At 68.2% G+C, this 12,162-nt stretch carries 15 protein-coding genes; 7 read left to right on the forward strand and 8 right to left on the reverse strand.

The annotated features are described in order from the left end of the window. Positions 1-153 precede the first annotated feature (153 nt). Complete coding sequence (locus KF689_01170; GenBank protein MBX3131981.1) at positions 154-1,122, forward strand: hypothetical protein; 969 nt, start codon at positions 154-156, stop codon at positions 1,120-1,122. 68 nt (positions 1,123-1,190) lie between these two features. Further along, positions 1,191-2,201: a hypothetical protein gene (locus tag KF689_01175; protein ID MBX3131982.1), complete on the forward strand. Its 1,011-nt coding sequence runs from the start codon at positions 1,191-1,193 to the stop codon at positions 2,199-2,201. A 70-nt stretch (positions 2,202-2,271) separates the two neighbouring features. On the opposite strand, the gene KF689_01180 is transcribed toward KF689_01175, so the two are convergent. After that, positions 2,272-3,447: a glycosyltransferase gene (locus KF689_01180; protein MBX3131983.1), complete on the reverse strand. Its 1,176-nt coding sequence runs from the start codon at positions 3,445-3,447 to the stop codon at positions 2,272-2,274. 5 nt (positions 3,448-3,452) lie between these two features. Further along, positions 3,453-4,724, reverse strand: coding sequence for a dicarboxylate/amino acid:cation symporter (locus tag KF689_01185; GenBank protein MBX3131984.1), 1,272 nt, complete (start codon positions 4,722-4,724; stop codon positions 3,453-3,455). Between the two features lie 55 nt (positions 4,725-4,779). On the opposite strand from KF689_01185, the gene KF689_01190 reads away from it, so the two are divergent. From KF689_01190 to KF689_01200, 3 genes are read left to right on the forward strand one after another with little or no spacing between them, the layout of a single operon-like run. Further along, positions 4,780-5,142: a hypothetical protein gene (locus KF689_01190; protein MBX3131985.1), complete on the forward strand. Its 363-nt coding sequence runs from the start codon at positions 4,780-4,782 to the stop codon at positions 5,140-5,142. Between the two features lies 1 nt (position 5,143). Continuing rightward, positions 5,144-5,740 carry a CoA pyrophosphatase gene (locus KF689_01195; protein MBX3131986.1) on the forward strand — a complete coding sequence of 199 codons (597 nt, stop codon included), beginning with the start codon at positions 5,144-5,146 and terminating at the stop codon, positions 5,738-5,740. Next, positions 5,737-6,375 carry a phosphatase PAP2 family protein gene (locus KF689_01200; protein MBX3131987.1) on the forward strand — a complete coding sequence of 213 codons (639 nt, stop codon included), beginning with the start codon at positions 5,737-5,739 and terminating at the stop codon, positions 6,373-6,375. Before KF689_01195 ends, KF689_01200 begins: the two co-directional genes overlap by 4 nt. Here KF689_01200 and KF689_01205 read toward each other — a convergent pair. Genes KF689_01205 through KF689_01230 form a run of 6 tightly spaced genes read right to left on the reverse strand, consistent with a single transcriptional unit; the run spans position 6,326 to position 10,972 of the window. Next, positions 6,326-6,679, reverse strand: coding sequence for a DUF4377 domain-containing protein (locus tag KF689_01205; GenBank protein ID MBX3131988.1), 354 nt, complete (start codon positions 6,677-6,679; stop codon positions 6,326-6,328). The two genes, KF689_01200 and KF689_01205, sit on opposite strands and share 50 nt — an antisense overlap. 41 nt (positions 6,680-6,720) lie before the next feature. After that, positions 6,721-7,425 carry a site-2 protease family protein gene (locus tag KF689_01210; protein MBX3131989.1) on the reverse strand — a complete coding sequence of 235 codons (705 nt, stop codon included), beginning with the start codon at positions 7,423-7,425 and terminating at the stop codon, positions 6,721-6,723. A gap of 4 nt (positions 7,426-7,429) precedes the next feature. Further along, positions 7,430-8,329, reverse strand: coding sequence for an acyl-CoA thioesterase II (locus KF689_01215; GenBank protein MBX3131990.1), 900 nt, complete (start codon positions 8,327-8,329; stop codon positions 7,430-7,432). Beyond that, positions 8,307-8,639 (reverse strand): hypothetical protein, encoded by a 333-nt coding sequence (locus KF689_01220; protein MBX3131991.1) that lies wholly within the window; start codon positions 8,637-8,639, stop codon positions 8,307-8,309. Before KF689_01220 ends, KF689_01215 begins: the two co-directional genes overlap by 23 nt. A 28-nt stretch (positions 8,640-8,667) precedes the next feature. Further along, on the reverse strand, positions 8,668-8,883 hold the full coding sequence (locus KF689_01225; GenBank protein MBX3131992.1) for a type II toxin-antitoxin system VapB family antitoxin: 216 nt from the start codon (positions 8,881-8,883) through the stop codon (positions 8,668-8,670). 49 nt (positions 8,884-8,932) lie between these two features. After that, entirely contained in the window at positions 8,933-10,972 is a 2,040-nt protein-coding gene (locus tag KF689_01230; protein ID MBX3131993.1) for a TonB-dependent receptor, read from the reverse strand. Between the two features lie 54 nt (positions 10,973-11,026). On the opposite strand from KF689_01230, the gene KF689_01235 reads away from it, so the two are divergent. Further along, positions 11,027-11,467, forward strand: a complete 441-nt coding sequence (locus tag KF689_01235) for a metal-dependent transcriptional regulator (GenBank protein MBX3131994.1) — start codon at positions 11,027-11,029, stop codon at positions 11,465-11,467. A gap of 90 nt (positions 11,468-11,557) precedes the next feature. Continuing rightward, complete coding sequence (locus tag KF689_01240) at positions 11,558-12,133, forward strand: YceI family protein (GenBank protein ID MBX3131995.1); 576 nt, start codon at positions 11,558-11,560, stop codon at positions 12,131-12,133. The last annotated feature ends 29 nt before the right edge of the window (positions 12,134-12,162 follow it).

A 12,162-nucleotide genomic window follows, 5' to 3' on the forward strand; every position in this document is an offset into this window, starting at 1 on the left:
AGTAGCCTCAGGCGGCTTTGCCGAGCGTCACTGGCTGCGGTGTCGCTTGGAGGCTGCCTTGCCTGCAGCGGCGAGGAGTCGACCGCCCCGTCGGTTCCTCTGGTGTGGTCTGTCGATACCCTCGCGATTGTCGGAGTCGCAGAAGGCGACTCGATGCAAGAGTTCGGCCAGCTCATCGCTGCTGAACTCAGCGCGACCGGTGATGCCGTCCTGCTGGACCTGCGCCGCCCTGGAGTGTTCTGGTTCGATTCGACAGGGCGGTTCAGGACGGTCACCACGGTAGGGCGTGGTCCTGGGGAGGTCTTACAGCCACGCGCCATCGCGACAAGCAGTGCGGGAGCCGTGCTCGTGCTTGACGCCGCGAGCGCTCGGCTCTCGTTCTTGCGCGAGTCGGCTGGTCGCGTTGTGCTCGATTCGTCCATCAACACCTTGCGCGCGCCCACGAGCTTGTGTGAACTGGCGGGCCGTGTGTACGCCGGCTTCCTCTTAGACGGTATGGTGGCCCACGTGATAGGAGCCGACGGGAGGCCTCTCCGTTCTTTCGGGCCAGAGCCCCTCCTGCCACAGCTCGACGCTGCAGGCGATTTCGGCGTGCTCGCGCGCCGACAGATAGTCGAACCGCGGCTGTTTTGCGATTCGCTCCGTCGCCAGGTCGTGCTGGCGGGACGGTCTCACCCCGCGGTTCGCGCGTACGATTCACTCGGGCACGAAATGTGGTCCGTGGAGTTGGCGGACGTCCACTCAATCACCTTTCAGCAGACAGAGGCGGGTGTCATAGAGGGTGTGTTCGACCCGCTGAACGGGGCAAGCTTTGTCCGATCGATGATTGCGTGGGGTCCGCAGCACCTACTCGTCCAGTACATCCGAAGCTTTCCGGGCGGCCCTCCCGATGGAGCGGAGTTCGGCGGAATCGACTCCCGGCTGCTCGATCTGACGACAGGCGCTGAAGTCGGTCGCTCAAGCGGACTTCCCCTCATTGCGGCGACACGAGGCGACCGATTGGTCGTGATAGAGAACGTCCCGTTTCCGAGGGCGCTCATTGTTCGTCGGCGCCTAGCCCCTGAGCCAGAGGCATCGCCGGATACCTCCGAGGTTCACTCGGCGAACAGGCAGGCTCCGTGAGCGACCTTCACATCCCTCTGATCAGGCGCGCCGAGGTCCCGCTGAGACGGTGGCTTCTCGCGTTCTGTGTGCTGGCAGCGACGCCCGGCGCGGCAAGCGGTCAGGTGGCGACCATTGGAGCGGAGGGTGACATCTATGCGAAGCCAATCGGCTCTGTGGGTCCGGCTTTGATACTGGAACAGGGCCGGCTTGTCGTTGCGGACGCAAGCGAGCACACGATACTGCTCGTCACTCCCATACGGCGCAGTGTCCGAAGCTTCGGTCGCAGAGGACAAGGTCCGGGCGAGTTTATGCACATTTCGGCGTTCTTCCGACTCGGCCCGCAGCGCTTCGGTGTTGTGGATGCATCCGTACGGCGCGTCAGCGTGTTGCGGATTGTCGGCGACTCACTTGAGCTCGAGAGCACTGCAAGCACCGATGCAGTCGGGCGCGAGATGTGTTCGATTGGTCCACGGCACTTCCTGCACGGCAATCCAGTTCAGACACCACTTGTCGAAGTTGAGTTTGACTCGAACACGAAGAGCTTGAGCCCAGTGGGCCGATTCGGACAGCGGCTACTCCCGTTCGCGGGCGATCCGGACCATCCGATGATTCACGAGTTCAACGCAATCGGTGCGATGGGCTGTGACCCAGCATCGCGGGCGATTGCGTGGGCGCCCGCTCAGCGTGGAGCACTGCAAGTTGTAGGTATCGATAACGGGCTGGTCCAGACTATCCTGTTGCCGGACTTCTCCGGCGTCGTCTACACGGCGATTCAGAACGGCATCCGAAATTCAGTGCCCGCGGCAGGGTACCTGGAGCTCACCGAGCGAGTGTTCATAGCACGGGGCGGTTGGCTGCTCATTGGGCAGACACGGGCGGGAAGAACTGGGGCCGCGGGTTGGTGGGCACGTCTGGTTTCGACGGAGAATTCGTCCGCAGGCCAGGTACGTCGAGCGGCGGGATTCGCCTTCGCTCCGATCGCTCAGCAGTTCGGCTGGACCGCTTGTCTTTCCTCGCCGGAAGAGGATATCACGATCGTCTTTGGGCCTTCGAGTGAAGTCCCGTGCTCAGTCGAGCGCATGTTCGAAAGGCGCTAGGCCACCAGCAACTCAATGGAATCCACCAACGTGCCGTCGAAGTCAAACAGCACGGCATACGGCGCCCGGCTCACCGCGCGCTCCGCGACACATATCCGCGCCCCTTCCACTCCACGCGGCTACCGCGCCACGCCGCCTCAGCGCAGATCCAGCTGAAGGTCACGGCCGCCAGGGGGTACAGCAGGCCCCAGAGGGGATTGAGTCGCGAGAAGGCGTACACGCCAGCGTAGTAGAGGAAGGTGAAGGCCCCGGCCACGAGCCCGAAGATCCGCGCGCCGTCGCCGGCCACACCGAGCTGCCAGAGCAGCAGCGCCACCAGCGGCGCGAGAGGCACCAAGGCCGGCAGCTGAAAGATCCACGGGAAGATACGTGAACTCACCGCGCCGAGTGGCAGGGTGTCGCGCCCAGCGGCGTAGACGTTCTTGCCCCAGCCGCGTCGCAGTTCGCCCAGCGAGGTGTACATCCGCGTGGAGAGCTCGTCACGCGCGAGCACCATATGCGCGCGCAGCCCGCGCGCCGTCACCACCTGCGCGAGCCGCAGGTCCTCGGCAACGTGATCGCGCACGGCCGCGTGCCCACCGATGCTCGCGTAGGTCTCGCGCCGCATCATCACGAACTGGCCGTTGGCGATCTTGTCCAGCGGACGCATCGAGCGGCTCATCGCCTCGAGTCCGCCGTAGCGCGAGAGCAGGATGGAGAACACGAAGGGCTGTAGCACCTTCTCCCAGAAGCTGCCGGCCTCCTGGTGCCCAGCCACGGTGAAGAGGTCGGCGCCGCGCGCTTGCATTGCCCCGACGCTGCGGCCGAGCAGGTCGGGACCGTGGCGCGTGTCGGCATCGGTGAAGCAGAGGATGTCGCCGCGCGCGGCATCGGCGCCGCTCTGGCAGGCCCACTGCTTGCCGAACCAACCGTCGGGCAGCGGCGGCGCGTCGATCACGCGCAGCTGCGCCTGAGGGTGTGCCGCTGCGATAGCGCGTGCGATGTCGCCGGTGCCGTCCTCGGAGTGATCGTCCACGACGATGATCTCCAACGACGGATACGCCGACGCGAGCAGGCTCTCGAGCAGGCGGCCGATGTTGCGGGCCTCGTTGCGCGCGGGGATGATGACGCTGACCAGCGGTGCATCCGCGCCGTGAACCGGCGCGTACTCAGCGAGCCGCCGTGTGTCGAGAAAGCGAACGACTACGCCCACGAACACCGCGCACCACAGCGCAGTGGCGAGCCAGGCCAACCAGTGCGCGCCCACGCGCGCTAGCTGGCCGCTGCCGGCAACGGGGCGTCGCCGCTGGAGTCCGCCGGCGCCTCGCCGCGCGCGACGATCACGGCCGCCGCCATATGTCCGGTGACGTTGGTCGTCGTGCGGAACATATCGGGAATCGTGTCCACGCCCAGGAGGATGCCGATGCCCTCGATGGGGATGCCGGCGGCCATCAGCACCGGCACCATCACGAGGATGCTGCCGCCGGGCACGCCCGGCACGGAGAACGACGTGATGACGCTGGTGACGGCGATGGTTGCAAGCTGCGCCGCGTCGAGGTCCACGCCGTAGAGCTTGGCGATGAACAGCACGCCGACGGTCTGGCCGATGCCGGCACCGGCGCGGAACATCGACGCCGCGAGCGGAATGAAGAAGCTGCCGATGGACGGCGGGAGCTTGAGCGTGCGCCGCACGCTGTCGAGCATCGCCGGCAGCGCCGCGAGCGACGACCGTGAGCTGAACGCGATGCCCTGTGCCGGCAGCGACGCCGCGATGAACTCGCGCAGCCGCACCTTGCCGAACACGACGGCCGCCGGATACAGCACGAAGAGCATAAATCCCACGCAGATGGCGCTGACGACGCCGATGTACACCACCAGCGCACCCGCGGCGGCGAGCCCCATCCGCGCGGCCAGTGGGACGGCCAGCGCAAACACGCCCACCGGTGCCAGCGCGAGGATTGCGCGCACGAGGATCAGCGAGGCGTCCTGGATGCCCTCGAAGACGCGGAGCACGGCCGTGCGGCGGTCCTCGGCCACGCGCGAGAGCGCGGCGGCGAAGAGCACGGAGAACAGGATCAGCGGAAGCATCGCGCCGTCGGCCGCGGCCTTGATGGGATTCACCGGCACGAGTCCCACGAGCCACTCGCCAATCGTCGGGACGCGCCCGCCCTCGCTGCTCACCTCGGCGGCCGTGCTGCGCATCGCCTCCACCGTGGCGGCGTCAAACGAGAACGACCCCAGTAGCCAGGCGCCCATCAGCACGCCGACGGCGCTGGCCAGCGCCAGCACGACCACGAAGATGGCCACCGAGCGCAGGCCGAGTCGTCCGACCGCGCGGGCGTCGGGCGCGGAGCCCACGCCGACGATGAGCGTGGCCGTCACCAGCGGGATGACGGTCATCCGGATGGCATTGATGAACAACGTCCCGACCGGGCCGAGCACCGCGAGGATGGTCTGGGCGGCCGGGGCGCTGGAGCCGGAAAGGCCGAGGCCCAGCGCGAGGCCGGCGACGAGGGCGAGGAGCACCTGGAGCGTGAGCGGCATCCTATATAATGATGCCGTCACCCCGTGCGGCGCCTCCCCGTGTAGATTCCTCGCTATGACTTACAAGACCGCTACCGACCTCATCAACGAGGCCAAGACCCGCATCCGCGAGGTCACGGCCAGCGACGTCCTCGCCACGCTCGGCAAGCCCGGCGCGCCGGTGCTGCTCGACGTGCGCGAGCCCAACGAGACCAACCTCGGCCGCATCCCGGGCGCGATCGTGATTCCACGCGGCACGATGGAATCCAAGATCGAGCCGCTGATCCCGCGCGACGCCAACCTCGTGGTGTACTGCGCGGGTGGCAATCGCTCGGCGTTGGCGGTGGATACGCTGCAGCAGATGGGCTACAGCAATGCCGCGTCGATGGCCGGCGGGTGGGGCGCGTGGATGTCTGCGAACGGCCCTGTCGAGGGATGAGTTGACCGGCGCGGGGGCACTCGCGCCGTCGTTCACACGGCTGCGGCAGGCCCTCGCGGCCCGTCCGGCCGCGTTGGCCGAGCGCGACCCGCCGTTCAAGGAAGCGGCGGTGACGCTGGTGCTGCGCGAAGGGGCGGATGACCTCGAGCTGCTCTTGATCCGCCGCGCCACGCGCGAGGGCGATCCGTGGAGTGGACAGATCGGTCTGCCCGGCGGGCGCTGGGCGCCGGAGGATGCCTCGCTCGAGCAGACGGCATTGCGCGAGACGCGCGAGGAAGTCGGGCTGGACATCACCCGCAGCGGCGAAGTGCTAGGCGTGTTGGACGAGCTGCGTCCGCGGACGCCGGTGCTGCCGCCGATCATCGTGCGGCCCTTTGTGTGCGCGCTGCGCGAGGTGCCGGCGCTGCTGCCGAGCGACGAGGTCGCCGAGCTGCGCTGGGTGCGAGTGGGCGCGCTGTTCCATCCGGCGGCGCGCGTGCACACCAGCGTGCGTGTGCGTGACATCCAGATGCGGGTTGAGGCCTATCAACTGGACGACTTCACCGTGTGGGGGATGACCGAGCGCATCCTCTCGACTTTCGAGGAGATCTGGCGATGAACGGGTCTGGGCCGATGGCGGGACCACCGACGGCGCGCGCGGCCTGGGTCGCGCTTGGCGTGACGTCGGCCGCGACCGCGACCTCGCTGCTGGTGGACCGCACGGTGTACGAGCTGTTCAACGCACCCGGCGTGTACGACAAGGACCTCGGCAAGCTGCTGCGCGTGATGGGCTTTGCCGGCACGTGGCTCTTCCTCGCGCTGGCGGTGGGGCTGCAGCACGACGGTTCCGAAGCGGCGCGCACGATCGCGAGGCGACGCGGCTGGCTGATCTTCTGGGCGCCGGTGCTCAGCGGCGCGTTGGCCGAGGTGCTCAAGATCGTGGTCCGCCGGCAGCGGCCGGGACTCAATGACGGCGCCTACGGCTTTCGGCCCTGGGACGAGCGCACGTGGAGCGGCGCCGGGCTGGCCTTCCCAAGTTCGCACGCGGCGGTGGCCTTCGGCGGCGCGTTCATCCTGGCGCGGCTGTTTCCGCGCGCGCGCTGGGTGGTCATCGTGCTCGCGCTGGGCTGCGGCGTGACGCGCATCGTGGCGCGCGCGCACTTCGTCAGCGACGTGGTGTTCGCGGCCGGGCTGGGTTGGCTCGTCAGTTGGTGGCTGTGGCGCTACCGACCTCAAGCCGCAGGATCACCCTGATCAACCGGTAGTGGTACGACGAGCCGTCGGCCGGCGGGTTGTTGATGCGGCGGCGTTCGACGCGGATGTGCTGCCGCACCCCGGGTTCGAAGGTGAATCCTTCAATCTCGGCGCTGAAGAACTTTGACTCCGACTCGCCGGGCCAGATCACCTGGTAGCAGGTCGTGGGAAACGGCGCGAAGCACGCCGCCCGCTCCTCCAACACCGTGAACTGGACTTCGTCGCGCGAGGCGAAGGGCTCGGCGCAGCCGACGAGGCCGGCAGCGAGCGCGAGGATGCTGAAGTGGATTCGGAGGCGGCTCATCACAGCGGTACTACCCGCGAGGACGCGCGCCTGTCACCGATTCAGCCGTAGGTGACGCCCGGGTAGATCAGGTTGATCGCCGCGCGGAACACCGGTCCGAACACGGGTGGGAACATCCGCCACGCGAGGAAGATGCCGAGGAAGCCGAGGATCGGCGTCGTCCAGACGAACATTTGGTAGCGCGCCGTGAGCTTCTTGTTCATCAGCAAGGTGATGGCGGCGCTACCGTCGAGCGGCGGGAAGGGCAGCAGGTTGAACACGCCGAGCAGCAGGTTGAGCGAGAAGCCGATGCTGAGGAAGCTGCCGAGCGTGGACCAGACCGCGCCGGCCTCCGTGGCCGTGAGCTGGCTGAAGCTCACCGACTCCGGGGGCGTGAAGATGCCGGCATAGGCGAGGGCACGCATCGCGAGGAAGCAGAGCAACACGAGCGAGAAGTTGGCGGCTGGTCCCGCGAGCGCCATCACTGCGGCCCGGTTGGGGTACTTCAGCGCCCAGCGCGGATCGTAGGGCGCACTGGCGTAGCCCATCGGCCAGCCGATGGTCACCGACGTGAGCAGCGGCAGGATGATCATCCCGAACGGTTCGCGGCGGATGTGCGGCATCGGGTCCAGCGACACCTGTCCGCCGGCATAGGCCGTGGGGTCGCCGCCGCGCAGCGCCGCCCAGGCGTGGGCCGCTTCGTGGAGCGTGGTGCTGAACAGGAAGACCGCGAAGAACGCGAGGCCGGTGGCGATCTCGGGCGTCACGCGGCTACTTGGCCTCGCGCAGGCGGATCAAGCCTTCCTGCGCCGACGAGGCCACGAGCTGGCCGTTGCGGGTGAACACCTGCCCGCGCACGAAGCCGCGCGCGCCGAAGGCCGTCGGCGAGTCGTTCACGTAGAGCAGCCACTCGTCCGCGCGGAAGGGCCGGTGCAGCCACAGCGTGTGGTCCAGCGAGGCGATGATGAGGCGCGGGTCGCGCCACGAGACGCCGTGCGGCTGCAGCGAGGTCGGCAGGAAGCCGTAGTCGGAGGCGTACGCCAGGGTCGCCTGGTGCAGGATCGGCGCGTCGCCGATGCGCTCGCGCAGCTTGAACCAGATCATCCGCTTGGCGCCCGACGCATCGGTGCGCTCGCGTTCAAACAGCTTGCTCGGGTGGACGCGCCGGAACTCCAGCGGGCGGTCCTGCGTCACGATCGCGCGCAAGGCCTCCGGGTACCTGTCCACGTTGGCGCGGATCACGTCGAGTTCGTCCTCGAGTTCCTCCGGCGCAGGGACCTCAGGCATCGCGATCTGGTGATCCATCCCCGGTTCGGCGAGATGGAACGACGCCGAGAGGTGGAAGATGGCCTCACCGTGCTGGATGGCGGTGACGCGCCGCGAAGTGAACGAGCGTCCGTCGCGCGGCCGGTCGACGAAGTACACGATCGGCGCCCGCGTGTCGCCTTCGCGCAGGAAGTAGCCGTGCACCGAGTGTGCCTCGCGGCCGTCGGGCACCGTCTTGCGTGCCGCGGCCAGCGACTGCGCGAACACCTGGCCGCCGAAGACGCGGCCGGTGCCGATGTCGCGGTTGGCGCCGCGGTAGATGTTGTGCTCGAGAGGTTCGAGCTCGAGCAGTTGGATGAACTCGGCGACGACGGACACGGGGTCAGGGCTTGGGGGTACCGGAATCTAGCCACGCGTTCCGCAGGGCTGCGTCGAGTGTCCAGAGCTGCATTCCCGCCAGCCGCGCGGAGGCCAGCAGGTGCGCGTCGATCCAGCCGAGCCCGCGCCCGGCGAGGCGCCGGGCCTTCACCAACGCCATCACCTCGTCGTGTTCCGCCTCCGGCGCGCCCGGCAGCCGCGCGAGGTCGTCGAGGAAGGCATCCCGCCTAGCAATGTGGCCGCAGGCGAGTTCGCCGATCACGAACGGGTGGGTGGCGACGAGGCCAGCCTCCAGCGCCTCGCTCAGTGCGGGGACTCCGCGGCGGAGGTGTTCCACCCAGACGGAGCTATCCACCAACCACACGTCAGCGGCTCCGCGCGCTCGCCTTTGACTGCCCGCGGCGACGCGGGCCCGCCGTGGCCTCCGGGTCGCTGCCCGCCAGCCGCGCCAGCCGGCGCGCGCTCTCACGCGCGACCAAGGCCTCGAGGCCCGCGTGGACGAGCGCGGTCTTCTCCTGGATGCCGGTGAGCCGCATCGCACGGCGCAGCAGTTCGTCGTTGATGATCATCGTCGTACGCATATGTATCAATATGCATCAACGATGCATCACCGCAAGCACGCCACCCGCATCAGAACTCCGTCGTCACCCGCAGCACCACCGCGCGCCCGGGCCCGTCGGCGAACTCCTTGTACCGGCTCATAAAGCTCCGGTACCGCGTCCCGAGCAGGTTCCGTACGGCCAGGTCCACGACGAACACCTTCGCCCCGGCGCTGACGGTGGCCCCACCGCCGAGCTGCCACAGCGTGTACGCCGGCGGCGCCACGTCGCGCGGGTCGAGCCGCGTCTGCCGCCAGTTGTGCTCGCCGCCGAGGCTCAGCCACGGGCGCAGCAGCGCGCCGCCGAGCATCGGTCGCTCGACGCGGGCGCCCCACTGCACGCGCGGGGGTGGCACGAAGGTCAGCGGCACGTCGGCGCTGAGATTGGTGCCGCGCACTAGATCGCCTGCAGCCTGGATCGTGAGCCAATCGGTGGCCCGCCAGGCCGCACGGCCCTCGATTCCGCCGAGCACGGCGTCGCCCTGCACGACTTCCAGTGAATCGAAGGCCGCACCGCCGCTGCCGAAGGGCCGCAGGTAGATGAAGTCCCGGATCGCGTTGCGGAACACGCTGATGTCGCCGACGAGGCGTCGGTGCTCGACGCGGAATCCGAGGTCGGTGTTGAGCGAGGTCTCGACGTTGAGCGCGGGGTTGCCGCGCTCGTAGGCGCGCGTGCCCTCGTGGAAGCCGTTGGCGAAGAGGTCGGGCGCGGCCGGCGCGCGGAAGCCGCGGCCGACGCTGGCGACCACGGAACTCCACTCGCTGAGCCGGTACGAGACGCCGGCCGTACCGGTCACCGCCTGATGCCGCTGCGACTGCGCCGCCAGCCCGAGCACGGCATCGTCTTCGACCGCGAGTTCGCGCGTGTCCCAGCGCGCGCCGACGGTGGCGCGCAGGCGGCCGCGCTCGACGTGCTCCAATGCATACAGCGCGAGGTTGCGTGCGCGGGAGTTGGGAATCAGCGTCGCGGTGCCGCGCTTCTCGAAGCGGCTGTCGAGCGCGAACACGCCGAGCGTGCCGCCACTGAACGGCCCGACGGCCTCGTGGTGCAGGTGCGCGAAGCCGCTCTCGGTGTTGATGAGCAGGCCCAGTGCGATGTCGCTGGCGTCGGCGGCGTCGAACTCCCGCCGGAAGTTGCGCTCGCTGCCCACCTGCACCTGCAGCCGCAGCGCGTCGCCGAGTGCGCGCTCGGCCTCGAGCGTGCTACGCGTGGTGGTCAGCCGTTGGTAGCCGCTGTAGTCCGGGGAAGCGACCGGATCGTCGAAGATCTCGATGCGTTCGTCGCGCTGGGAGTGACGCAGGGTGAGCTGGCCGTGCTCGCTGCTGCGCCCGACGGCGCCGTCGAGGTGACGCGTGCGGTTCTCGGTGTTGCGAAGCGGGCCGCCGGGCGCGCGCATATCGCCGGCGAGGCGGCCGGTGGCGGAGAGCCGCGCGCCGTACGCGCCGCGCGCGCCTTCGAGGCGCAGCGTGCCGTCCGGGCCGAACACGTTCGTGTTGTACGCGACCGTCGTGTGGCCACGCAGGAACGGCGACTCGAAGCGCGCGCTCGGCAACGGCGCGGCCACGACGTTGATCACGCCGCCGAGTGCATCGCTGCCGTAGAGCACGCTGGCCGGGCCCTTGATGACCTCGATCTGCTCGGCGTTGGCCGTCTCCACGTTGGGCGAATGGTCGTGGCCCCACTGCTGCGTCTCGGTGCGCTGGCCGTTGTCGAGCGTGACGACGCGGTTGTGCGTGAGCCCGCGAATCACCGGCTTGCCGATGCCCGTGGTCATCGACAGCGAGCGGATGCCGGGGAGTTGCTCGAGCGCATCGCCGACGGCGGCGCCCTGGGCGCGGCGGAGCTCGGCGCCGCCGATGACCGATACCGGCTGAGGGGCGTCCAGCACGCGGGTCGGCGCGAAGGTCGCCGTGACCTGGAAGGCGCCGACGCGTTGCACCGAATCCTTGCGGGTGGAATCGGGGACTTGCGGTGCCGGTGGCGCGCCCTGCGCTCCGGCGACGGAGGGCAGCGCGAGCAGGATGAGGCGGAGCAGGATGACGGTGCGCAGGACGCGAATAAGAAATTGCATTTTCGTATCTCCTAACTTATTGACCGTAAGTTAGGGATGACTAACTTCCTGTCAATGGCAAACCACGATCTCGAGCGCCTCGCGCTCACCGGCCAGGCCGAGGATTACCTCAAGGCCATCTATGAACTGGAGCGCCACGGCGAACCGGCCGGGACCAATGACATTGCTGGCCGATTGGGAATCGCTCCGGCGTCTGTCACTGGGATGGTTCAGCGGCTGGCTCGACTGGGGCTTGTCGCCACCGAGCGTTACCGAGGGGCGCGCCTCACGGAGGCAGGCCGGTCGGCGGCACTGCAACTGATTCGCAGGCACCGCATCATCGAGAGCTATCTCGTTACCCGTCTTGGCTTTACGGCTGATGATGTGCACGACGAGGCAGAGCGACTTGAGCACGCTGCCAGCGATCAGCTCGTCGAGCGAATGGCCGCGGCAATCGGGAATCCCACTGAGGACCCGCACGGGGCCCCGATTCCGAGCAGATTGCGAACTAACTGAGAGGTTGACGGGTTAAATGGTTGACCGCGCCGCTTGGACCCTCCGGGTTCCCTCGGCAGTTCAACTAATGCCACCTCCACTTCCCTGCCAATGGCCCGCTTCGCATTCGCCCTCTTGCTCGCGCCGCTCCTGTCGGCGGCCGTGCCCGCGCAGGTCGCCACCGAGCGGTACGTCCGCGATGTCGCGCACTCGCAGATCAACTTCGTCGCCGACGCGCGCCTTATTTCGGCCCACGGCACCTTCAACACCTGGGACGCCGAGATCCTGTTCAATCCGGCGAACCTCGAAGCCACGTCGCTCAAGATCACGATCGAGACGGCGAGCATCGACACGCGCGTCGAGCGCCGCGACAACCACCTCCGCAGCAACGACTTCTTCGCGGCCGATTCATTCCCGCAGATCACCTTCGTGTCGACCTTCGTCAACAGCGCGGAGGGCAATCGGATGCTCATCACCGGCGATCTGACGCTGCGCGGGCGGACGAAGCGCATCACGATCCCGGCGCGGCTGCACTTCTATGACGAAGAGCGCCACGTCGGTCGCGTGAGCGGGAACTTCGTCATCGACCGGACGGAGTTCGGCGTGTCGTACAACTCGGCGTTGAATCCGATCGAGCACGAGGTGGCGGTGCAGTTCGACGTCGCCTTCAACAAGCCGCGGGCGTAGGCCGCCGGGGCGCCAAGTGGCGTTGGCGA

The sequence above is a fragment of the Gemmatimonadaceae bacterium genome (assembly GCA_019637355.1).
Lineage (GTDB): Bacteria > Gemmatimonadota > Gemmatimonadetes > Gemmatimonadales > Gemmatimonadaceae > Pseudogemmatithrix.

Excerpts from the sequence above, each read along its gene's own strand:
- KF689_01170 (MBX3131981.1), top strand. The coding sequence starts at position 154 with ATGCAAGAGTTCGGCCAGCTCATCGCTGCTGAACTCAGCGCGACCGGT.
- KF689_01185 (MBX3131984.1), bottom strand. The coding sequence starts at position 4,724 with ATGCCGCTCACGCTCCAGGTGCTCCTCGCCCTCGTCGCCGGCCTCGCG.
- KF689_01190 (MBX3131985.1), top strand. The coding sequence starts at position 4,780 with ATGACTTACAAGACCGCTACCGACCTCATCAACGAGGCCAAGACCCGC.
- KF689_01200 (MBX3131987.1), top strand. The coding sequence starts at position 5,737 with ATGAACGGGTCTGGGCCGATGGCGGGACCACCGACGGCGCGCGCGGCC.
- KF689_01205 (MBX3131988.1), bottom strand. The coding sequence starts at position 6,679 with ATGAGCCGCCTCCGAATCCACTTCAGCATCCTCGCGCTCGCTGCCGGC.
- KF689_01225 (MBX3131992.1), bottom strand. The coding sequence starts at position 8,883 with ATGCGTACGACGATGATCATCAACGACGAACTGCTGCGCCGTGCGATG.
- KF689_01230 (MBX3131993.1), bottom strand. The coding sequence starts at position 10,972 with ATGCAATTTCTTATTCGCGTCCTGCGCACCGTCATCCTGCTCCGCCTC.
- KF689_01235 (MBX3131994.1), top strand. The coding sequence starts at position 11,027 with ATGGCAAACCACGATCTCGAGCGCCTCGCGCTCACCGGCCAGGCCGAG.
- KF689_01240 (MBX3131995.1), top strand. The coding sequence starts at position 11,558 with ATGGCCCGCTTCGCATTCGCCCTCTTGCTCGCGCCGCTCCTGTCGGCG.